Origin of the sequence: Streptomyces sp. NBC_01446, from assembly GCF_026340095.1 — a bacterium.
In the GTDB taxonomy this organism is placed as follows: Bacteria; Actinomycetota; Actinomycetes; order Streptomycetales; family Streptomycetaceae; genus Streptomyces; species Streptomyces aureus.
On sequence record NZ_JAPEPO010000001.1, the window covers coordinates 2,048,722 to 2,069,389 of the forward strand.

Below are 20,668 nucleotides of genomic sequence, written 5' to 3' on the forward strand. Positions count from 1 at the left end.
TCACTGTCCTTCCCGGTCGGATACGACCGATGCGTATCGATTCCCACCCTGATGCCCACCCGGGCCCGGTCCCACGGCGGCATGACCACCGGTGGACCCGAAGCCCCCCTCGGCCCGCGCCGAGTCGGGAAGCTCCGCCACCTCCTGGAAGCGCACCTTCTCGACCTGCTGGACGACCAGTTGGGCAATCCGGTCGAAGCGCTCGAACCGCACGCTGTCGCGCGGGTCGAGATTCACCACGATCACCTTGATCTCTCCACGGTACCCGGCATCCACCGTCCCTGGGGCATTCACCAGGGCGACACCGCAGCGGGCGGCGAGTCCGGATCGCGGATGCACGAAGGCGGCGTACCCCTCGGGCAGCGCGATCGACACCCCCGTGGGAAGTACGGCCCGCTCGCCCGGCGCGAGCTCGCACGCCTCGGTGGTCCGCAGGTCCGCGCCCGCGTCACCGGGGTGCTCGTACGAGGGCAGCGGTACGTCGGGGTCGATGCGCCTGATCAGTACGTCGAGAGGGGCTCGGGTCACGGGTTCACCTCGAAGGCACGGGTGCGCCGGACCTGGTCCGGGTCGCTCATGGCCGCCTGGATCTCCTCCGGGCGGCCGTTGTCGATGAAGTGGTCGACCTTCACCTCGATGAAGAGGGCGTCGGCGCGGACCGCGACGGGCCCGTCGGGGCCGCCGATCCGGCCGGTGGCGGTCGAGTAGATCTTGCGGCCTGCGACGGCGGTGACCTCGGCGTCGAGATACAGCACGGTGTCCACGGGCACGGGCCGCACGAAGTCCGTCTCGAGACGGCCGGTCACCGCGATGACGCGCAACAGCCAGTTCAGCGAGCCGAGCGTCTCGTCGAGGGCGGTGGCCAGGATTCCGCCGTGTGCGAGACCGGGGGCCCCCTGGTGGGCGGGCCGCACCGTGAACTCGGCGGTGACGCGGACGCCGGCCTGCGCGCGAGCCGCCAGGTGCAGCCCGTGGGGCTGTTCGTCGCCGCATCCGAAACAGTGTCCGTAGTGCGCGCCGAGGAGCTCGCCGGGTGCGGGGGCATCGGGGTGCCGCACGGGCGCTATGGCGTCGGCGGGGGGCGTCAGAGCTGCAGAAGTACCACTCACAGGCGCAGACCTTACCCGCGCGTCCTGGGAGAAAGCGCACCGTGCCAAGCTTGACCGCATGGAGCTCTCCACCGCACCGTTCGAAGAACGCCTCACCGCCCCCCGCTCGTGGTGGCTCGTCTCACTCCTGCTCGGCGTCGCCTGCGCCCTGATCCTGCTGCCGTTCGGTACGCTGCCGCTGCTCGGGGGGCTGGTCGGCGGGACGGCCGCGGCGGCGGTGGTGACGAGTTCGTACGGCTCCGTGCGCATCCGTGTCGTGGCGGACTCGCTGGTCGCGGGCGACGCGAAGATCCCGCTGTCGGCGCTGGGTGACGCGGAGGTCCTGGACGCCGAGGGGGCGCGTGCCTGGCGCACGCACAAGGCCGACCCGCGCGCCTTCATGCTGCTGCGCAGCTATGTCCCGACGGCCCTGCGCGTGGACGTCATCGACCCGCAGGACCCGACCCCTTACGTGTATCTGTCGACGCGGGACCCGAAGGGACTGGCGAAGGCGCTCGGCAAGTAGCGCCGGTCAGCTTCCGAGCTCCTTGGGCCCGGGTGCGTCGCCCGGGATCAGCGGGTGCGGGTCGCTGGGGCGCTCCAGAGGCGGCAGCTCCGGCAGGGCGTCCCAGGGGACCTGGATCTTGCGCAGGTCCTTGCGGATCCGCCCCGCGAGTTTCTTGGTGTCGCGGCGGTTCATGACCGCCCCGACCGCGGCGCCGACCATGAACGGCATCAGGTTCGGCAGGTTGCGCACCATGCGCTTCATGATCTGCTGGCGCAGCTCGCGCTTCATCTGGCCGCCGAGCGCCGCATTGATCGTCGCGGGCTTCGTCACCTCGATGCCGCGCTCCTCGGTCCACGAGGCCAGGTACGCGGCGCTGCGGTCCTTGAGGGCGCCGGGCGGGCGCACGCCGTAGACCTCGTGCAGCTCGGCGACGAGCTTCATCTCGATGGCTGCGACGCCGGTGATCTCGGCCGCCAGCTCGGCGGGCATCGCGGGAGGTACGGGCATCATCGCGGCGGCGCCGATCCCCGCACCCACCGTGGAGGTGGCGTTGGCGGCGCCCGCGACGAGTTTGTCGGCGAGCTGTTCGGCGCTCAGGCCGGGGAACTGTCTGCGCAGGGTCGCCAGATCGCGCACCGGCACGCGCGGCGCGTTCTCGATGATCCGGTCGGCGAGATAGCCGAGTCCCGCTTTGGCGGCGGTGCCGCTCTTGCGGACGCCGTCCCTGACGGCGGCCACACGTCGCCGGGCGACCTGTGCACGGCCGCCGATCGGCACTTGGTCACCCGCGGTGGAGACGGCGGGTACGTCGCTGTATCCCGCCGCCGCGAGGTCGCCCGCCACCTCTTGGTCGTCCGCGTCCTCGAGCGAGGCTGCTCCTGTGGGGGAAGAGCCTCGCTCGTCGTCACGCACGCCGTCGTCGGACGGGCCACCGTCCGCTTCCCGGTCCTTCCGGGAGCGGCGCTTCCAGGGCGGGGTCGAGCCAGTCACGGCCGACCCTGCCTCAGTCGCAGTCGCGGCAGATCGGCTGGCCGTTCTTCTCGCGGGCCAGCTGGCTCCTGTGGTGCACCAGGAAGCAGCTCATGCAGGTGAACTCGTCCTGCTGCTTGGGCAGGACCCGGACGGCCAGCTCCTCGTTCGAGAGGTCGGCGCCCGGGAGCTCCAGGCCTTCGGCGGCCTCGAACTCGTCGACGTCGACCGACGAGGTCGACTTGTCGTTCCGACGAGCCTTGAGCTCCTCGATGCTGTCCTCGTTGACGTCATCGTCGGTCTTGCGTGGGGTGTCGTAATCCGTTGCCATGTGTCGCTCTCCCCCTCTGGGTGTATGCGGTGTCTCCAGCGCACAACGCGCGGGAGGCCGGACTTTGTGCCCGACCTGAGGCGGAGATTTTGCCTCACATCAAGGTCTGTTACTCAATCGACACCCAACCGGATCCCCCATGAGTGATCGGGTTGGATGGCGATCGGGACCGTACACGGTCCAAAGGTCGTGCTCCACGGGCGCCACCCCGTGTACTTCCCGTGATCAGGACCCCTGAAAACCCGGATTTTCCAGGCTTTCCGAGGGCTTTTGCGATCACGGAGAGTAGATGGCCGGAAAATCGCCCTTGTGATCGATCACACACGGTCTTCGCGGGATCAGGTCCCGAAAATTCCGCTAAAAGCGAACTCCTCCGGCACGTCGGCGGAAGCATCTCAGATCGGTCGCCGACCCGCATCTCGAAAGGCCCGGATCGGCGGGTGACCCGCGTCTCGGAGGCCTCAGATCGGCAGGGTGACCCGCATGACGAGCCCACCCCCTTCACGCGGCTCCGCGATGATACGGCCCCCATGAGCGCGCGCCACCGAGCGGGCGATCGACAGGCCGAGCCCGACTCCCTTGTCACTCCCGGTGCGTTCGGTGCGCAGCCGCCGGAACGGCTCGAAGAGGTTGTCGATCTCGTACGCGGGCACCACGGGCCCCGTGTTGGACACCACGAGGACCGCCTGGCCGTGCTGGGCCTCGGTGGTGACCTCGACCCAGCCGCCCTCCGGGACGTTGTACCGGACGGCGTTCTGGACGAGGTTCAGGGCGATGCGCTCCAGGAGCACGCCGTTGCCCTGGACGACGGCTTCCTTGCGCTCGCCGCGGATGTCGACGCCCTTCGCGTCGGCCTCCGAGCGGGCCTGGTCGATGGCCTGCGAGGCGACCTCGGCGAGGTCGACCGGTTTGCGCTCCACGATCTGGTTGTCGCTGCGGGCGAGCAGGAGCAGGCCCTCGACGAGCTGCTCGCTGCGCTCGTTCGTGGCCAGCAGCGTCTTGCCGAGCTGCTGGAGCTCCATCGGCGCCCCGGGATCGGAGAGGTGGACCTCCAGGAGCGTGCGGTTGATCGCGAGCGGGGTGCGCAGCTCGTGCGACGCGTTGCCGACGAACCGCTGCTGCGCGGTGAAGGCTCTCTCCAGGCGGTCGAGCATGTCGTCGAAGGTGTCGGCCAGCTCCTTCAGCTCGTCGTCCGGGCCGTCCAGCTCGATGCGCCGCGACAGGTCCGTGCCGGCCACACGGCGCGCGGTGCGCGTGATGCGGCCCAGCGGGGACAGGACGCGGCCCGCCATCGCGTACCCGAAGGCGAACGCGATCACGGCGAGGCCGAGCAGGGCGAGGAGCGAGCGGCTGAGGAGGTTGTCGAGTGCGTGCTGACGCATCTCGTTGACGCACTCGTTCAGCGCGGAGTTGAGCTGGCCCGTCGTGGGGTGGTCGGGGAGGCCCGAGAAGTTACGGCAGGTACCGCTGCTCACCGAGCCGTTCGTGACGGTGAACGGCAGGTCACTGCCGACGTTCAGCGCCTGCGCGGCGAGCAGATAGATGATCGACAGCAGCACGATGCCGGCGATCAGGAACATGCCGCCGTACAGCAGGGTGAGGCGTATACGGATGGTCGGACGCAGCCACGGGTAGGGCGGCTCGGCTTTTCTGGGGTCCCATGTGGGTTTCGGGGGCGCGGTCGGTGGCGCCGGTGTCGAGGCCACAGGGGATCAGATCCGGTATCCGGAGCCGGGCACGGTCACGATGACGGCGGGCTCTCCGAGCTTGCGGCGCAGGGTCATGACGGTGACCCGGACAACGTTCGTGAAGGGGTCCGTGTTCTCGTCCCAGGCCTTCTCCAGGAGCTGCTCGGCCGAGACGACGGCGCCCTCGCTGCGCAGCAGCACCTCGAGGACGGCGAACTCCTTGGGTGCGAGCTGGATCTCCTTGCCGTCGCGGAAGACCTCGCGGCGGTTCGGGTCGAGCTTGATGCCCGCGCGTTCGAGGACGGGCGGCAGCGGCACGCTCGTACGGCGTCCGAGCGCCCGCACACGGGCGGTCAGCTCGCTGAACGCGAACGGCTTGGGCAGGTAGTCGTCAGCGCCGATCTCGAGGCCCTCGACACGGTCGCTGACGTCGCCTGAGGCGGTCAGCATCAGGACGCGGGTCGGCATGCCCAGTTCGACGATCTTGCGGCAGACGTCGTCGCCGTGCACGAGCGGGAGGTCCCGGTCGAGGACGACCACGTCGTAGTCGTTCACGCCGATGCGCTCGAGGGCGGCCGCACCGTCGTACACGACGTCGACGGCCATGGCCTCCCGGCGCAGTCCGGTGGCCACCGCATCGGCGAGCAGCTGCTCGTCCTCGACGACGAGTACGCGCACGTCGCTGTCCTTCCTGTGTGACCTGCGGGCAGGTTCTGAGCACCTGTGAGCAGGTCCGGGTCGTGGAGTGTGGGCTCCATCCTGCCCCTTTCGGCCATAAACCGGCTGTAAGGCGATGGGGCGCCCGGGGAATACGGGATTTTCTGGCCGGTCGAGGTTTCTGCGTAAGTGAGCGCGGGGAGGACGGATTTACACCCGCGATCACGCTTTGTATGTGGCGTGCCACGACCGCTTTCCGCAGGGCGGTGTGAGACGTGATCGCCCCTTCCGAGGGCACACCCCCGTGCCACCGACCCATGACCCAGGACGAGGGGGCGCAACCATGGACGCATTCACCGCAGGACTTCTGCAGCGCATCAAGGCGACCGAGTCCGATCTGAGCCGGGCTCGCGAGACGGGCGACGAATTCCTCGTCGAGATCGAGCAGGACGAGCTGGACGACCTGCATCGGCTCGCCGCCGAACACGGCGTGGAGCTCGGCGTCGCGCGCGTCTGACGCAGCACGGAAGGGCCCCGGCGCCTGGTCGATCCAGGCAGGCGCCGGGGCCCTTTCTTGTGCCGTTCCCGTGCTTCCTGCGCGCTCGGCAGGCCGCTGTCCGTCAGTCGTGCCAGGCCCCGAGCTCCTCAAGGCGGCTCTGGAGCTGCTCGAAGAGTCCGGGCGGCGCCGCGATCGTCAGCTCGCCGGACGGCACCTCACCGGGGCGGCCGCCGGTAAGCGCGCCCGCCTCCCTGGCGATGAGGTCCCCGGCCGCCAGGTCCCAGGGGTTCAGGCCGCGCTCGTAGTACGCGTCGAGGCGTCCGACGGCGACGTCACAGAGGTCGATTGCGGCCGAACCGCCACGCCGGATGTCGCGCACGTGGGGCACCAACTCCCGTACGACATCGGCCTGGTGGGCCCGGCGTGCGGCGAGGTAGCCGAATCCCGTGCCGACGAGCGCCTGCTCGAAGGGGGGCGCCACGCGCACGTGTGCCGGGCGGTCGTTCACGAACGCGCCCTGGCCGAGGACCGCGCGGTACGTCTCGCCGCGCAGGGGCGCCGCGACGACCCCGACGAGGGTCTCGTCGCCCTGGCGGGCGGCGATCGAGACCGACCATTCGGGGCGCCCGTACAGGTAGTTGACCGTTCCGTCGATGGGGTCGATCACCCAGGTGATCCCGCTGCTGCCCTCAATGCTCGCGCCCTCCTCGCCAAGGACGCCGTCGTCCGGCCTGCGCTCGGCGAGGAAGCCGGTGATCAGCTTCTCGGAGGCGATGTCCATCTCCGTGACGACGTCCACGGCACTGGTCTTGGTGGCGGCGACGCCGAGGTCGGCGGGGCGGCCGTCGCGCAGGAAGGCACCGGCGCGGGCGGCGGCCTCCAGGGCGACCTCGAGGAGTTCGGCCTTCAGGTCTGTCACGTCGAGATCCTTACGCGTACGGGCTGTCGGCGCCCGCGGCTGCGGGCTTGGGGGCACGGGAGGGGCAGCAGCCCACCGGGCAGAGGTTGTGGCTCGCGCCGAGCGCGCCCAGGGCACACGGCGTGACGGCCCGGCCGCGCTCGGCGGCGGACCGCTCGAGGACGAGGTCGCGGACCGCGGCGGCGAAGCGGGGGTCCGCGCCGACCGTGGCGGAGCGGCGCACCGGGAGGGCGAGCTCGGCGGCCTTGGCCGTGGCCTCGGTGTCGAGGTCGTAGAGGACCTCCATGTGGTCGGAGACGAACCCGATGGGAGCCATCACGACGGCCGGCGCACCGGCGCCGTGCCGCTCCTCGAGGTGGTCGCAGATGTCGGGCTCCAGCCACGGGATGTGCGGGGCGCCGGACCGCGACTGGTAGACGAGCTGCCAGGGGTGGTCGACCCCGGTCTCCTCACGGACCGCGTCGGCGATCACGCGCGCGACGTCCAGGTGTTCCTTCACGTAGGCACCGCCGTCGCCGTGGTCGGCGACCGGCCCGGAGACGTCGGCGGCCGCGGTCGGGATGGAGTGCGTCGTGAACGCGATGTGGGCGCCGTCCCGCACGTCGTCGGGGAGGTCGGCGAGCGACCTCAGGACACCGTCGATCATGGGGCGCACGAAGCCGGGGTGGTTGAAGTAGTGCCGCAGCTTGTCGACGCGCGGCACTTCGAGCCCGTCCGCTTCCAGGGCGGCGAGGGACTCCGCGAGATTCTCGCGGTACTGGCGGCAGCCCGAGTACGACGCGTACGCGCTGGTCGCGAGGACGAGGATGCGCCGATGGCCGTCGGTGACCATCTCGCGGAGGGTGTCCGTCAGGTACGGCGCCCAGTTCCGGTTGCCCCAGTGGACGGGCAGGTCGAGGCCGTGGTCCGCGAAGTCCTTGCGGAGCGCGTCCAGCAGGGCGCGGTTCTGCTCGTTGATAGGGCTGACCCCGCCGAACAGGAAGTAGTGCTGCCCCACCTCCTTGAGCCGCTCCTTGGGGATTCCCCGGCCACGCGTCACGTTCTCCAGGAACGGGACCACGTCCTCCGGGCCTTCGGGGCCTCCGAACGAGAGCAGCAGCAGGGCGTCGTAGCCGTCGAAGGGCGTGGGGTCGAGCGCATCGGACATGCCTTTGATCCTGCCACCCGGCACGGACAGGCGGAAAACGGCCATGTCCGTAAGCCCCGGGACCCGTAAGCTGTCTTGGCCACCTACGCGCCTTACCGGAGTCGACTTGCCCAGCCCCTACCGCGCCATATTCGCCCTGCCCGGCACCAAGAGCTTCTCGGTCGCCGGGTTCCTGGGCCGGATGCCCCTGTCGATGATGGGCATCGGGATCGTCACGATGGTCTCCCAGCTGACCGGCCGATACGGGCTCGCGGGTGGCCTGTCCGCCACCGTGGCGCTCTCGGCTGCGGCCATCGGCCCGCAGATCTCACGCCTCGTCGATCGGCACGGGCAGCGCCGTGTGCTGCGGCCCGCCGCCCTGGTCTCGCTCGTCGCCGTCGCCGGTCTGCTGCTGTGCTCGAAGTTCGAGGCGCCGGACTGGACGCTGTTCGTCTTCGCCGCCCTGATCGGCTGTGTGCCCAGCGTCGGCTCGATGGTCCGGGCGCGCTGGGCGGCCCTCTACAGGGACACCCCTCAGCTGCACACCGCGTACTCCTTCGAGTCCGTCATCGACGAGGTGTGCTTCATCTTCGGGCCGATCATCTCGATCGGTCTGTCGACCGCCTGGTTCCCGGAGGCGGGGCCCCTTCTCGCGGGCTGTTTCCTCGCGGCCGGTGTCTTCTGGCTGACCGCGCAGCGCGCGACCGAGCCGGTGCCGCATCCGCGCGGACAGCACTCCGGGGGGTCCGCCCTGAGGTCGCGCGGTCTTCAGGTCCTGGTGGCGACGTTCGTGGCGACGGGCACGATCTTCGGCGCGGTGGACGTGGTGACGGTCGCGTTCGCCGAGGACGAGGGCCACAAGGCGGCGGCCAGTCTCGTGCTCGCGGTGTACGCGGCGGGCTCCTGCGCCGCGGGAGCGGTCTTCGGGCTGTTGCACTTCAAGGGGGCGCCCGCACGCCGGTGGCTGGTCGGTGTGTGCACGACGGCCGTGAGTATGATCCCCCTCCTACTGGTCGGGAACCTTCCGTTTCTGGCCGTGGCGCTCTTTGTCGCGGGCCTGTCCATCGCACCGACGATGATCACGACGATGGCTCTCGTCGAGCAGCACGTACCACGCGCGAAACTGACCGAGGGCATGACCTGGGTGAGCACCGGACTCGCGGTCGGTGTCGCGCTCGGCTCCTCCGCGGCCGGCTGGGTGATCGACGCCGCCGGCGCGAAGGCCGGGTACGGGGTTCCGGCCGTGGCCGGCGCCGTCGCGGTGGCGGTCGGGTTCCTGGGGTACCGCCGGCTGAAGCAGCCGGTTCCGCAGCGGGGAGGAACCAATGAGCACGGGGAACTCGGGCAGCGAAACGACGCAAGCCCGGCAGGCCAGGACACGGAACGAACCGTGGCGTAACTGGGCGGGGAACGTCACCGCCCGGCCGGTCCGCGAGGTGACGCCCGCGTCGGTGGAGGAGCTCTCGGCGGCCGTCCGCGCGGCCGCCGACGACGGCCTCAGGGTGAAGGCCGTCGGTACGGGGCACTCGTTCACCGCGGCTGCGGCGACCGACGGTGTATTGATACGCCCTCAACTCTTGACCGGCATCCGCAACATCGACCGCGAAGCCGGCACCGTCACGGTGGAGGCGGGCACCCCGCTCAAGCGACTCAACCTCGCCCTGGCCCGCGAGGGCCTGTCGCTCACGAACATGGGCGACATCATGGAGCAGACGGTGTCGGGTGCCACCAGCACCGGCACGCACGGCACGGGCCGCGAATCGGCGTCGATATCCGCGCAGATCAAGGGCCTCGAACTGGTCACCGCCGACGGCTCGGTCCTCACGTGCTCGGACAAGGGGACCGCAGAAGAACGCGCGGTCTTCGCGGCCGCACGGATCGGACTCGGTGCCCTCGGCGTCATCACGGCGATCACGTTCGCCGTGGAGCCGATCTTCCTGCTCACCGCCCGCGAGGAGCCGATGACCTTCGACAGGGTCACGAGCGACTTCGACGCGCTGTACGCGGAGAACGAGCACTTCGAGTTCTACTGGTTCCCGCACACCGGCAACTGCAACACCAAGCGCAACAACCGCAGTGCCGGGCCGGAAGCCCCCGTCAGCAGGTTCAGCAGCTTCCTCGAGGACGAGTTGCTGTCGAACGGCCTCTTCCAGGCGGTCAATTCACTCGGCCGCGCGGTCCCTTCGACGATCCCGTCGATCGCGAAGATCTCCAGCCGCGCGCTCTCCGCCCGCACCTACACGGACATCCCTTACAAGGTCTTCACGTCCCCGCGCCGCGTCCGCTTCGTGGAGATGGAGTACGCGGTTCCGCGCGCGGCCCTCGTCGAGACCCTGCGCGAGCTGAAGTCCATGGTCGATCGCTCGAACCTGCGCATCAGCTTCCCCGTAGAGGTCCGCACCGCCCCCGCGGACGACATCACGCTCTCCACGGCGTCCGGCCGGGAGAGCGCGTACATCGCCGTCCACATGTACAAGGGCACCCCGTACCAGGCCTACTTCACGGCGGCCGAGCGCATCTTCACCGCGCACGAGGGCCGGCCGCACTGGGGCAAGGTGCACACGCGCGACGCGGACTACTTCTCGACGGTCTATCCGCGCTTCGGCGAGTTCACGAAGCTGCGCGACCGCCTCGACCCGGACCGCCTGTTCGCCAACGACTATCTGCGGCGGGTCATCGGCGACTGACCGCGCTCACTGCGCGGGGGTCTCGTCCTGCTGCGGCGGCACGTCGGCTCCGTCGCTGCTCTGCGAGGCGCTCGGCGTGGGCGTCGGGGTCGGCGTGGGCGTGGACTTGTCCCCGCCGGTGCCGGAACCGCTGCCCGACCCGTTGTCGTGACCGGTGTGGGAGTCCTCGCTCGCGCTGGGCGTGGGCGTGGGCTCCCCGGTGTCGCCCTCGTGCGCCCCGCTGCCGTCCTGCGGAGTGCCGCTCCGTGTCCCGGAACTGCTGCTGTCCGACGGCTCCTGCGAGGTGCTCGGCACGGGGGTGTCGTCGTTGCGGGGCGAGGGGGCGCCTCCGCCGGTGAAGGCCTCGCGGAGCGTGGTCCGCTGGCCGTCACCGCTGAAACTCTGCCCCGAGGCGAGCTCGTACGTCGTGATGCCGCCCATGGTCACTCCGAAGACCACGGCAGCGGCGACGAGGGGCCGCTTCCAGCTCCGCACGCGCGCGCGGTGCGTGGTCCCTTCGGTGAACTCGTCAGGGAGTCCGATGATGAGCCCGTCGGTGAACCCGTCGCCCAAGTCGCCCGACGGAGGCGGCAGTTCCGGACCACCGGCCCTGCCCCCGGCCCTGAGCAACTGGGTCTTCTCCGGGTCGCCACCGCCGACGCCTGCGTTCAGGAGCTGGGTCTTCTCCGGATCGCCACCGTCGGCCGTCAGGAGCTGCGTCCGTTCGGGATCACCGCTACCCGCCTTGAGGAACCGCGTCCGCTCGGCGTCCAGCGCCGGCAGGACAGTCGTCGCGTCGGCATCCGGTGCCGGCGCACCGCCCATCCCCCAGGTCGTCGTCCTCGGGAGCACGTCCGTCCGCATCGCCGTCGTGGCCTCGGGCGGCACCACGGAAGCAGCGACCGCGTCGGACCGGAAGGTCTCCGGCACCGGACGTCCGTCCGCCGTCACCGGGACCTGCCGGCCCTTCGGTATCGCCTGGCCCGCGACATCACGTATCTGCTCGCCCGTGCGCCGGAAGAAGTGCTGGAAGAGCGAACCGCCGCAGGTGGCCAGCACGCTCACGACTCCCGCGCCCACGATCGTCCCGTACACACCGAGCCCGGCGGCCAGCTTGGCCGCCACCACGGCGGCCACGGCGCTGCCCGCCACCTGGGGCAGATTCAGGTCGAGCCGCTTCCCCTTGGGCTTTTCTTGTGCATCTTGGGAGGTTTCCGGCTTCTCGCCCATCTCCGACCCTTGCCTGCCTTTCTCGACTTACTTCACGAGATAGGGACGGATGCACGAAGTGATTAGTTCCGTTTCTGCGGATTCCGTGAAGCACGCCACGTCGATGAACCCCGAACGAGTGATGCCCCGTACCCAACTCCCGTCCCCCATGAGAACTTCGATGGCGTGCCGGTCCACCCGAGTGGCCCGAATGGAGTACCGTTGCAAGCCCTGGGTCCGGTCTCCCGTCAGGGTGCCCGGGGCCTTCCAGGACCGCCGGGAGGGGGTTCGTTGCACAGGGTGACGAGCTCGGTCACTTAGCGTTGCGAACAGGTAACCGTGCCATAACGGCGATCCAGGGCCCAGGCCCGACACGCCGGGCAACTCGGCAAGGTTGTGGCAGGCTGCACCCGGGCAGGCCACACTCGACTAGCGGAAGCAGCGACGCACGTGACGTCGGCAGGCACCACCCGGGAGGTCCCCATGCCCGAACTGCGTGTCGTGGCCGTCTCTAACGACGGCACACGGCTGGTGCTGAAGGCTGCGGACAGCACGGAGTACACGCTTCCGATCGATGAGCGCCTCCGGGCCGCCGTGCGCGGCGACCGTCCGCGCCTCGGCCAGATCGAGATCGAGGTGGAGAGCCATCTCCGCCCCCGCGACATCCAGGCGCGTATACGTGCCGGCGCCTCCGCCGAGGAGGTGGCCCAGCTCGCCGGTATCCCCGTCGACCGCGTCCGCCGCTTCGAGGGCCCCGTCCTCGCCGAGCGTGCCTTCATGGCCGAGCGTGCCAGGAAGACCCCCGTACGCCGCCCCGGCGAGAACGCGGGCCCCCAGCTCGGCGAGGCGGTGCAGGAGCGTCTGGTGCTGCGCGGCGCCGACAGGGAGACCATCCAGTGGGACTCCTGGCGTCGCGACGACGGCACCTGGGAAGTCCTGCTCGTCTACCTGGTCGCGGGTGAGCCGCACTCGGCGAGCTGGACGTACGACCCGCCCCGGCGGCTCGTCCAGGCCGTAGACGACGAGGCGCGCTCGCTCATCGGCGAGACCGACGACATCGCCGCGCCGGAACCCAGCTTTCCGTTCGTGCCACGCATCGCGAGGCTGCCCCGCGACCGCCCGCTCGACCGGGCCCTCGACCGGCAGTTGGAGCGCCCCGCGCCGCCGACCCCCGCGCCGGAGATCACCGACGAGAGCCCGACGGCCGTCTCCGCCGCCGAGCGTGACTCGCTGACCAGCCTTCTGGAAGCCGTACCCAGCTACCGCGGCGACATCGTGGTCCCCGAGCGCCCCACGGTGCCCGCACCCGAGCCCATCACGGACGAGCCGGAGCCCACCGAGGCGGAGGAGCCCCCGGCTCCCGCCGCGTCCGCGGGAGCGGGTTCCGCCTACGCGGACGTCCTCATGCCCCGCAGCGTCGCGGGACACCGGGACCGCCTCACCGGCACCACCGACCGCCAGGCCGAGGCCGACGGGGTCCGTCCCGGACGGCGTGCGGCCGTGCCGAGTTGGGACGAGATCGTCTTCGGCACCCGCCGCAAGAAGCAGGACTAGCCACAAGCCGTACGGAGAACGCGCGGCGTACGCAGAACACGAACCGCACGCAGAGGAGGCCCGCGCCACATCGGTGCGGGCCTCCTCTCGCGTTCTCAACTGCCGATGCCCTACTGAGGATCGGGTCCGGTCGCCACCGGGCGCGACTCGTCCGAGGACCACTCGGACCACGAACCGACGTACAGCGCCGCGTCGATGCCCGCCACCGCGAGGGCGAGCACCTCGTGGGCACCCGAGACGCCGGAGCCGCAGTACACGCCCACCTCACCCGAATCCCCTGACGCGCCAAGGGACTTGAAGCGGGAGGCGAGCGATTCGGCGGGCAGGAAACGGCCGTCCTGTGCCACGTTCTCCGACGTCGGAGCGGACACCGCGCCCGGGATATGGCCGCCGACGCGGTCGATCGGCTCCACGTCGCCCCGGTAGCGCTCGGCGGCGCGGGCGTCGAGCAGGACCCCCGAGCGGGCCAGCGCGGCCGCCCCGTCGGCGTCCAGGAGCCCCACGGCGCCCGGCGCGGGCTCGAAGGTGCCCGGCACGGGCGACGGCACCTCGGTCTCCAGCGGGCCCTCCCACGCGCCGAGACCGCCGTCGAGCACTCGCACGGACGGGTGACCCGTCCAGCGCAGCATCCACCAGGTGCGCGCGGCGGCCCAGCCCTGCCCGCCGTCGTACACGACCACGTCCCGGTCGGCCGACACACCGGCCCGCCGCATCACGGTGCCGAAGGACGCGACGTCCGGCAGCGGATGCCGGCCGGCCGCTCCGGCCGGTCCCGCGAGGTCGGCGTCGAGGTCGACGTAGACCGCGCCGGGGATGTGTCCGGCCTCGTATGCGGCCCGCCCGTCGAAGGCCGGGGCCCCCGCGGCCTTGGCCATGCTCAGCTGCCAGCGGACGTCGAGGATGACCGGCGGGTTCCCGCCCGCCGACTCGCTCGCGAGTTCGGTTGCGGAGATGATGGCATTCATGAGGGCCATCCTTGCTCATGCTCTGGCCCCGAGCGCCGTCGGTCGGCTAGCGTGCACGATCGACTACCGAGCGTTGACCGACCGGACATCGCGAGGCAATGGCGCGGCAATGGATACGGACATCTCACCGGGCATCCTCGTGCGAGGAGTCCGTCCGTGGCGGCGCGGCCGATGAGCGGCGCGCGGCGTGGAGTGCCAGCATCAGCTCGGGCGCGTTGCGACACGTGATTTTGTTCCGAGGAGAGAGTGACGATGACCGAGGCAGCAGCCAGGCGCGCGCCGGGCACCCCGTGCTGGGTGAGTCTCATGGTGCACGGCATGGCGGCGACCCAGGAGTTCTACGCGGCTTTGTTCGGCTGGGAGTTCCGGCCGGGACCGCAGCAGCTCGGCCCCTACGTGCGGGCCCTGCTCGACGGTCACGAGGTGGCCGGGATCGGGCAGATGCCGCCCGACCGCCATCTGCCCGTCGCCTGGACCCCGTACCTCGCGTCGGACGACGTGGACGCCACGTCCGAGAGCATCCGCCACTGCGGCGGCACGGTCGGCGTCGGCCCGATCGACGCCGGGGAGGCGGGCCGGATGGCCATCGCGTCGGACCCTGCGGGCGCGGTGTTCGGCATCTGGCAGGCGGCCGAGCATCTGGGGATGGCGCTCACCGGAGTGCCGGGGGCGCCGGCGTGGAACGAGCTGGTGACTCAGGAGACGGCGAGCGTCGCCAAGTTCTACGAGGTGACCTTCGGCTACGAGGAGGAGGCCGTCGTCTCCGCCGACTTCGACTATCTGACGCTGCATCTGAACGGCAGCCCGGTGGCGTCGGTGCACGGCGTGGGCCAGGCGCTCCCGCGCGACCGGGGCGCGCACTGGATGACGTACTTCGAGGTGGCGGACGTCGATGAGTCGGTGTCCCTGGTCGAGGAGCTCGGCGGCCACGTCCTGAAGCCCGCGCGCGACGGCTCCCAGGGCCGCCTGGCGACGGTCGCGGACCCGGAGGGCGCGGTGTTCACCCTCGTACGGTCGGCGCCGCGCGAAGAGGACGAAAGGTCCTAGGGCCTCCTGGCGGAGGTCAGCGGCGGTTCAGGCCGAAGCGACCGGCAGCACTTCGGGAGACAGGGCCGCCGCGTGTGCCGTGGCGCTCGTCAGCTGCTTGCGGTGGTGGCGTCGGCACAGGACCTCGTAGCCGACCTCGTCGTCGCTCCGGTCGACGTCCCCGACGACGACCTGGGCGCCCTCGACGACCATCCGGCCGCCGACCGTGCGGGCGTTGTGCGTGGCGCGGGCGCCGCACCAGCACAGGGCCTCGACCTGGAGGACCTCGACGCGGTCGGCGAGTTCGACCAGGCGCTGGGAACCGGGGAACAGCTTGGACCGGAAGTCGGTCGTGATGCCGAAGGCGTAGACGTCGAGGCCCAGGTCGTCGACGACGCGGGCGAGCTGGTCGATCTGGGCGGGGGCGAGGAACTGCGCCTCGTCCGCGATGACGTAGTCCACTCGGCCGCCCTGGGACAGCTGGTCGACGACGTACGCGTACACGTCGAGCTCGTCGGCGACCTCGACGGCGTCGGTGACGAGGCCGAGGCGCGAGGAGAGCTTGCCCTCACCGGCCCGGTCGTCGCGCGTGAGGATCATGCCCTTGAGGCCGCGCGACGAGCGGTTGTGCTCTATCTGGAGAGCCAGGGTGCTCTTTCCGCAGTCCATCGTTCCGGAGAAGAACACGAGCTCGGGCATGGGGAGTTGAGGACCTTTCCGCGGTGGTGGGGACGATCAGGAGCGTACTTCGAGCAGCGGTACGAGCTGCTCGGCGGGGGTCATCGAGCCGTGGTTGCCGACCATGGCCGACTCCTTGGGCTCCCGCTCCGAGGCGATGATCACCACGTCGTCGTGGGCGGCCGCGATGACGTCGCCCAGGCGCGCGTAGACCCGCTCGTCGATGTGCGGGCCGAACCAGCCGGCCTCAATCGCCTCGTCCCGGCTCGCGATCCAGAACTGCTCACCGAGCACCTCGCGCCACACGGCCAGGACATCGGACTCGGCGCCCGGCACCGCGTAGACGTGGCGGGCGCGGCCCTCGCCGCCGAGGAGGGCGACGCCGGCGCGCAGCTCCCAGTCCTCGTCGAAGTCGATGCGGGACTGCTCGTCGAACGGGATATCGATCATGCCGTGGTCGGCCGTGATGTAGAGGGCGCTGCGCGGGGGGAGCTGCTCGGCGAGGCGCTGGGCGAGGCGGTCCACGTACATGAGCTGGCCGCGCCACGGGTCGGAGTCGACGCCGAAGCGGTGGCCCTTTCCGTCGACCTCGCTGTAGTACGTGTAGACCAACGAGCGGTCGCCCGCCGCCAGTTGCTCGGCGGCCAGGTCCATGCGGTCCTCGCCGGAGAGGCGCCCGCGGAAGGTGCCGCCGCTGAGGGCGATCTTCGTGAGAGGCGTCGACTCGAACGCGGGGGCGGAGACCTGCGCGGTGTGCACCCCGGCCTCGTGGGCGCGCTGGAAGATCGTCGGGTACGGCTGCCAGGCGTGCGGCTGGGTCCAGGGGATCCAGCGGAGCTGGTTCATCAGCTCGCCGGTGTCCGGGTTGCGGACCGTGTAGCCGGGCAGGCCGTGCGCGCCGGGCGGCAGGCCCGTGCCGACCGAGGCGAGGGAGGTCGCGGTGGTCGCCGGGTAGCCCGCGGTGATCGGGCGGCCGGTGCCGCCGCGCGAGGAGGCGAGGAGCGAGGTCAGGAACGGGGCCTCGTCCGGGTGGGCCTGGAGCTGCTGCCAGCCGAGCCCGTCGATCAGGAACACGCACGCACGGTCGGCGGGCGCGAGCTCGGGTATCGCCTGAGCGCAGCCGGGGACGCCCAGGTGGGAGCCGAGGGTGGGCAGCAGGTCGGCGAGGGAGCCGGCGCCGTACTCGGGCACAGGGGCGGACCGGACGGCGAGAGGCTCTACGTCGTCCCAGGCAGGCGTGGCCATCAGCGCGCTGTCGCCGCGGTCGCCTCGGACAGGGACTGGGCGAAGGCGAGGGTCTGACGGACGGTGTCGGGGCCGTCCCCGGTCTCGCTGACGCGCAGGCTCAGGTCGTCGGCGGTCGAGCTGCCCGTGTACCCGTGGTCCGCCTCGCAGTTGGGGTCACCGCAGGCCGCGGGCTCCAGGTCGATGCGGGCGACGGCGCCCCAGCCGATGGTCAGGACGACCTCGCGGGGCAGGGTGCCCGGGACGTACTTCTCCGGGTTGGCGACGACGCGGCTGAGCACGACCGACGAGATGCGGCCGAGCTTCACGGATTCGGTGGACGTCGTGGCGTACGGCGTCGGCGACGTGGTGTCGGCGGCCTGCTCGTCGGTGTGGCTGACGATGAAGCGGGTGCCGGTGAGGACGAGCACGGTGACGTGCCTGCGCACCTCGTTCGAGTCGAAGGTGGTCTCCTGGTGGACCAGATACGACCCGATGGGTTCGCCGCCGACCGCGGCCTCCACCGCCTCGGCCACGAGGGCCGGGTAGTAGCCGCTGCGCTCGATCGCCGCGCGGAGCCCTTGGGTCGTCGTACTGGTCTTGGCCATGAGGTCCATCCTAAAGCCCGGCGGGGGGCTCGCGGTGCGCCTGTGGACGGGTGCGGAAAACACCCGTATGTGGGGCTCGTCTCACCCGGCCCGCTCAGTACGCGGGCAGGGTGCGCGGGCCGAGGTCGTCGCGGGCGGGCGGCGGGGCGAGCCGTATCGAGGCGCCGAGGACCGAGAGGCCGCTCTGGGCGACGACGACGGGCTCCAGGGAGACGGCGACGACCTCGGGATGGTCGTCCACGAGCCGCGAGACCCGTTGCAGCACCTCTTCGAGCGCGGCCGTGTCGACCGGCGCGGAGCCGCGCCAGCCGAAGAGCAGGGGCGCTGTCTTGATGCCCCTGACGATCGACTGGGCGTCCCGGTCGGTGACCGGAATCAGCCGGTGAGCTGTGTCGCCGAGCAGCTCGGACGCGGCGCCCGCGAGCCCGAAGGAGAGCACCGCGCCGGCGGCCGGATCGATGACCGCGCGGACGACGGTGTCGACGCCGCGGGGTGCCATGGCCTGGACCACGGGCCGCAGCTCCTCGGGCTTGCCGAGCGTCTCGGACAGCTCTTCGTACGCGCGGCGCAGCTCCTCCTCGTTGGCCAGGTCGAGGCGTACTCCTCCGAGGTCGGCTCGGTGGCGCAGGTGCGGGGCGGTCGTCTTGAGCGCGACGGGGTAGCCGAGGGTGTGCGCGGCGGCGGCCGCCTCGTCGGGTCCGGGGGCGGGCAGAGTCTGCCGTACGTCGATGCCGTAGCGGGCAAGGAGGGCGCGGGCGTCCTCGGGGGCGAGCTCGGCGCCGCGCGGGTCGTCGTCCTTCGCGAGGAACGCGGTGATGAGCTCGACGGCGCCCGTCTCGTCGGTGTCCTCGTACTCGGGGACCTTGCCGGGCTCCGCCGCGTCGCGCCGCCACTGGGCGTACTTGACGGCTTCGGAGAGGGCGCGGACGGCGCGCTCCGCGGCGGGGTAGGCGGGGATGAGCGCGGGTGTCGGGGCGGGCTCGTCCGTGGGCGGGCGTTCGGCCGGGGTGCCGCCGGGGGTCCTGGCGAGCGCGCGGGGGCCGGTGCTGGTGGCCGCGGAGAGCGCTTCGGCGAGGCCGCCGAGCTCCACGTGGACGACCAGGACGGGCTTGGTGGGGGTGCCGGCCGCGGCCGAACTGAGGGCCTCGGCGAGCGCCGCGTCCTCGGCGGTCGACTCCCCCACCGCCGGCATCGCCGTGACGACGACCGCGTCGCACTTGTCGTCCGCGAGCGCCTCGGTGAGCGCCGCGTGGAAGTCCTCGGCGGACGCCGCGGTCGTCAGGTCCCGCGGCGGCTTCGGCCGCAGGCCCTCGGAGAGGCAGACGTCGTACGTCAGGAGGCCCAGCGACTCCGAGTTCCCGAGGATCGCGACGCGGGGGCCCCGCGGGAGGGGCTGGCGAGCCAGCAGCAGGCCGGTGTCGACGAGTTCGGTGATGGTCTCCACGCGGATGACACCCGCCTGGCGCAGCAGGGCGGAGACCGTGGCGTACGGCAGGCGCGTGGCGCGGACCGCGTGGCCGAGGGGCGCGACGCCGCTGTGCCGGGCGCCCTGCACCACGACGAGGGGCTTCGCGGCCGCCGTGCGGCGGGCGAGGCGGGTGAACTTGCGCGGGTTTCCGATGGATTCGAGGTACATCAGGGCGACGTCCGTGTCCGGGTCGTCGTACCAGTACTGGAGTACGTCGTTCCCCGACACGTCCGCGCGGTTGCCGGCGGAGACGAACGTCGACACACCTGTCACTCCGGTCACGCCGCCGCCGCGCCGCTGGAGGCGGGCGAGCAGCGCGATACCGATGGCACCGGACTGGGCGAACAGGCCCATGCGGCCGGCGCGCGGCATCTCGGGCGCGAGCGACGCGTTGAGCCGCACCTCGGGCGAGGTGTTGATGACGCCGAAGGCGTTGGGCCCGATGAGGCGCATGCCGTACGAGCGGGCCTGACGCACCAGTTCGCGCTGGCGGGCGCGACCCTCGCTGCCGGACTCGGCGTATCCGGCGGAGACCACGACGATCCCCTGCACACCGCGCTCTCCGCACTCGGTGACGACTTCGGGGACGTACCGCGCGGGGACGGCGACGACGGCGAGGTCGACGGGCTCGGCGGCGTCGATGTCGTGGACGGAGCGGTGGGCGGGGACGCCGTCCAGGTCGCGCAGGTCGTCGGGGAACGCCCTGTTCACGGCGTGGAGGCGGCCGGTGAAGCCGGCGTCGCGGAGGTTGTCGAGGACGCTGCGGCCGACTCCGCCGGGTGTGCGGCCCACGCCGATGACGGCAACGGATCCGGGGGCGAGAAGCCGGTGCACCGAGCGCGCTTCGGCGCGCTGCTCGCGGGCGCGCTGCACGGCGAGCGAGGCCTCGGTGGGTTCGAGGTCGAACTCCAGGCGGACGACGCCGTCCTCGAAGTGGCGCTTCTGGGTGTATCCGGCGTCCGTGAACACCTTGATCATCTTGGTGTTGGCGGGCAGCACCTCGGCGGCGAAGCGGCGGATCCCGCGCTCGCGGGCGACGGCGGCGATGTGCTCCAGGAGCGCGGACGCGACGCCCCGGCCCTGGTGGGCGTCCTGCACGAGGAAGGCGACCTCGGCCTCGTCGGCGGGGGCGGAAGCGGGCATTCCCTGGGCGTTGATGCGGTCGTAGCGGACGGTCGCGATGAACTCGCCGCCCACGGTGGCCGCGAGGCCCACCCGGTCCACGTAGTCGTGATGGGTGAAGCGGTGGACGTCCTTGGCGGACAGGCGCGGGTACGGCGCGAAGAAGCGGTAGTACTTCGACTCGTCGGAGACCTGCTCGTAGAAGTTCGTGAGCCGCTCGGCATCGTCGATGGCGATGGGCCTGATGCGCGCGGTGCCGCCGTCGCGCAGCACCACGTCTGCTTCCCAGTGGGCGGGGTATGCGTGCCGGTCCGACGGGGTCTGCATGGGCCCAGCGTACGGCGCGGCGGTGACAGTCGTACG

Annotated in this window: 20 protein-coding genes; 6 read left to right on the forward strand and 14 right to left on the reverse strand. The window is 71.3% G+C overall.

The genetic code is table 11. From position 1 onward, the window contains the following. Both dut and OG456_RS09125 read right to left on the reverse strand, forming a co-directional pair. Nucleotides 1–528 carry a dUTP diphosphatase gene (gene dut / locus OG456_RS09120; protein WP_266558999.1) on the reverse strand — a complete coding sequence of 176 codons (528 nt, stop codon included), beginning with the start codon at nt 526–528 and terminating at the stop codon, nt 1–3. Beyond that, nucleotides 525–1,109, reverse strand: coding sequence for a PaaI family thioesterase (locus OG456_RS09125; protein ID WP_266559001.1), 585 nt, complete (start codon nt 1,107–1,109; stop codon nt 525–527). The genes dut and OG456_RS09125 overlap by 4 nt, the downstream gene beginning before the upstream one ends. 58 nt (nt 1,110–1,167) lie before the next feature. Here OG456_RS09125 and OG456_RS09130 point away from each other — a divergent pair, with 58 nt between their 5' ends. Continuing rightward, nucleotides 1,168–1,614, forward strand: a complete 447-nt coding sequence (locus tag OG456_RS09130; protein WP_266559003.1) for a DUF3093 domain-containing protein — start codon at nt 1,168–1,170, stop codon at nt 1,612–1,614. A 6-nt stretch (nt 1,615–1,620) separates the two neighbouring features. On the opposite strand, the gene OG456_RS09135 is transcribed toward OG456_RS09130, so the two are convergent. The 4 genes from OG456_RS09135 to OG456_RS09150 form a co-directional block, all read right to left on the reverse strand. Continuing rightward, entirely contained in the window at nt 1,621–2,586 is a 966-nt protein-coding gene (locus OG456_RS09135; RefSeq protein ID WP_266559005.1) for a hypothetical protein, read from the reverse strand. Nucleotides 2,587–2,599: 13 nt separating this feature from the next. Continuing rightward, nucleotides 2,600–2,896 carry a DUF4193 domain-containing protein gene (locus OG456_RS09140; protein WP_030357326.1) on the reverse strand — a complete coding sequence of 99 codons (297 nt, stop codon included), beginning with the start codon at nt 2,894–2,896 and terminating at the stop codon, nt 2,600–2,602. 461 nt (nt 2,897–3,357) lie between these two features. Then, nucleotides 3,358–4,602, reverse strand: a complete 1,245-nt coding sequence (locus OG456_RS09145) for a HAMP domain-containing sensor histidine kinase (RefSeq protein ID WP_266559009.1) — start codon at nt 4,600–4,602, stop codon at nt 3,358–3,360. Between the two features lie 6 nt (nt 4,603–4,608). After that, the gene (locus OG456_RS09150; protein WP_055544891.1) at nt 4,609–5,262 is read right to left on the reverse strand and encodes a response regulator transcription factor; all 654 of its coding nucleotides are present in this window, start codon (nt 5,260–5,262) and stop codon (nt 4,609–4,611) included. A gap of 322 nt (nt 5,263–5,584) precedes the next feature. Here OG456_RS09150 and OG456_RS09155 point away from each other — a divergent pair, with 322 nt between their 5' ends. Beyond that, nucleotides 5,585–5,758, forward strand: a complete 174-nt coding sequence (locus OG456_RS09155) for a hypothetical protein (RefSeq protein ID WP_165914605.1) — start codon at nt 5,585–5,587, stop codon at nt 5,756–5,758. Between the two features lie 103 nt (nt 5,759–5,861). On the opposite strand, the gene OG456_RS09160 is transcribed toward OG456_RS09155, so the two are convergent. Together OG456_RS09160 and OG456_RS09165 are read right to left on the reverse strand one after the other, a co-directional pair. After that, entirely contained in the window at nt 5,862–6,659 is a 798-nt protein-coding gene (locus OG456_RS09160; RefSeq protein ID WP_266559016.1) for an inositol monophosphatase family protein, read from the reverse strand. Between the two features lie 10 nt (nt 6,660–6,669). After that, nucleotides 6,670–7,806 (reverse strand): ferrochelatase, encoded by a 1,137-nt coding sequence (locus tag OG456_RS09165; protein WP_266559018.1) that lies wholly within the window; start codon nt 7,804–7,806, stop codon nt 6,670–6,672. Between the two features lie 106 nt (nt 7,807–7,912). Here OG456_RS09165 and OG456_RS09170 point away from each other — a divergent pair, with 106 nt between their 5' ends. Next, nucleotides 7,913–9,184, forward strand: coding sequence for an MFS transporter (locus OG456_RS09170; protein WP_266559020.1), 1,272 nt, complete (start codon nt 7,913–7,915; stop codon nt 9,182–9,184). Next, nucleotides 9,111–10,472: a D-arabinono-1,4-lactone oxidase gene (locus OG456_RS09175; protein ID WP_266559022.1), complete on the forward strand. Its 1,362-nt coding sequence runs from the start codon at nt 9,111–9,113 to the stop codon at nt 10,470–10,472. Before OG456_RS09170 ends, OG456_RS09175 begins: the two co-directional genes overlap by 74 nt. Before the next feature lie 6 nt (nt 10,473–10,478). On the opposite strand, the gene OG456_RS09180 is transcribed toward OG456_RS09175, so the two are convergent. After that, the gene (locus tag OG456_RS09180) at nt 10,479–11,681 is read right to left on the reverse strand and encodes a hypothetical protein (protein ID WP_266559023.1); all 1,203 of its coding nucleotides are present in this window, start codon (nt 11,679–11,681) and stop codon (nt 10,479–10,481) included. Nucleotides 11,682–12,143: 462 nt separating this feature from the next. On the opposite strand from OG456_RS09180, the gene sepH reads away from it, so the two are divergent. Then, nucleotides 12,144–13,214: a septation protein SepH gene (gene sepH, locus OG456_RS09185; protein ID WP_266559025.1), complete on the forward strand. Its 1,071-nt coding sequence runs from the start codon at nt 12,144–12,146 to the stop codon at nt 13,212–13,214. Between the two features lie 110 nt (nt 13,215–13,324). Here sepH and OG456_RS09190 read toward each other — a convergent pair whose 3' ends face one another. Further along, complete coding sequence (locus OG456_RS09190; protein WP_266559027.1) at nt 13,325–14,179, reverse strand: sulfurtransferase; 855 nt, start codon at nt 14,177–14,179, stop codon at nt 13,325–13,327. Between the two features lie 252 nt (nt 14,180–14,431). Between OG456_RS09190 and OG456_RS09195 the strand changes: the two genes are divergently transcribed. After that, a complete protein-coding gene (locus tag OG456_RS09195) occupies nt 14,432–15,226 on the forward strand; it encodes a VOC family protein (protein WP_266559029.1) in 795 nt (264 codons plus the stop codon). Nucleotides 15,227–15,253: 27 nt separating this feature from the next. On the opposite strand, the gene OG456_RS09200 is transcribed toward OG456_RS09195, so the two are convergent. The 4 genes from OG456_RS09200 to OG456_RS09215 form a co-directional block, all read right to left on the reverse strand. Continuing rightward, a complete protein-coding gene (locus tag OG456_RS09200; RefSeq protein WP_227297807.1) occupies nt 15,254–15,904 on the reverse strand; it encodes a thymidine kinase in 651 nt (216 codons plus the stop codon). A gap of 36 nt (nt 15,905–15,940) precedes the next feature. Further along, nucleotides 15,941–17,128, reverse strand: coding sequence for an alkaline phosphatase family protein (locus OG456_RS09205; protein WP_266559033.1), 1,188 nt, complete (start codon nt 17,126–17,128; stop codon nt 15,941–15,943). Then, nucleotides 17,128–17,715 (reverse strand): DUF5998 family protein, encoded by a 588-nt coding sequence (locus OG456_RS09210; RefSeq protein ID WP_116513360.1) that lies wholly within the window; start codon nt 17,713–17,715, stop codon nt 17,128–17,130. The genes OG456_RS09205 and OG456_RS09210 overlap by 1 nt, the downstream gene beginning before the upstream one ends. Before the next feature lie 94 nt (nt 17,716–17,809). Then, complete coding sequence (locus OG456_RS09215) at nt 17,810–20,632, reverse strand: bifunctional GNAT family N-acetyltransferase/acetate--CoA ligase family protein (RefSeq protein WP_266559036.1); 2,823 nt, start codon at nt 20,630–20,632, stop codon at nt 17,810–17,812. Between the last annotated feature and the right edge of the window lie 36 nt (nt 20,633–20,668).

What these genes read in the sequence shown, in the direction of transcription:
- OG456_RS09180 (WP_266559023.1), bottom strand. Translation starts at nt 11,681, where the DNA reads ATGGGCGAGAAGCCGGAAACCTCCCAAGATGCACAAGAAAAGCCCAAG.
- OG456_RS09195 (WP_266559029.1), top strand. Translation starts at nt 14,432, where the DNA reads ATGACCGAGGCAGCAGCCAGGCGCGCGCCGGGCACCCCGTGCTGGGTG.
- OG456_RS09175 (WP_266559022.1), top strand. Translation starts at nt 9,111, where the DNA reads ATGAGCACGGGGAACTCGGGCAGCGAAACGACGCAAGCCCGGCAGGCC.
- OG456_RS09165 (WP_266559018.1), bottom strand. Translation starts at nt 7,806, where the DNA reads ATGTCCGATGCGCTCGACCCCACGCCCTTCGACGGCTACGACGCCCTG.
- OG456_RS09210 (WP_116513360.1), bottom strand. Translation starts at nt 17,715, where the DNA reads ATGGCCAAGACCAGTACGACGACCCAAGGGCTCCGCGCGGCGATCGAG.
- OG456_RS09205 (WP_266559033.1), bottom strand. Translation starts at nt 17,128, where the DNA reads ATGGCCACGCCTGCCTGGGACGACGTAGAGCCTCTCGCCGTCCGGTCC.
- sepH (WP_266559025.1), top strand. Translation starts at nt 12,144, where the DNA reads ATGCCCGAACTGCGTGTCGTGGCCGTCTCTAACGACGGCACACGGCTG.
- OG456_RS09130 (WP_266559003.1), top strand. Translation starts at nt 1,168, where the DNA reads ATGGAGCTCTCCACCGCACCGTTCGAAGAACGCCTCACCGCCCCCCGC.
- OG456_RS09155 (WP_165914605.1), top strand. Translation starts at nt 5,585, where the DNA reads ATGGACGCATTCACCGCAGGACTTCTGCAGCGCATCAAGGCGACCGAG.
- OG456_RS09215 (WP_266559036.1), bottom strand. Translation starts at nt 20,632, where the DNA reads ATGCAGACCCCGTCGGACCGGCACGCATACCCCGCCCACTGGGAAGCA.
- OG456_RS09140 (WP_030357326.1), bottom strand. Translation starts at nt 2,896, where the DNA reads ATGGCAACGGATTACGACACCCCACGCAAGACCGACGATGACGTCAAC.
- OG456_RS09200 (WP_227297807.1), bottom strand. Translation starts at nt 15,904, where the DNA reads ATGCCCGAGCTCGTGTTCTTCTCCGGAACGATGGACTGCGGAAAGAGC.
- OG456_RS09190 (WP_266559027.1), bottom strand. Translation starts at nt 14,179, where the DNA reads ATGAATGCCATCATCTCCGCAACCGAACTCGCGAGCGAGTCGGCGGGC.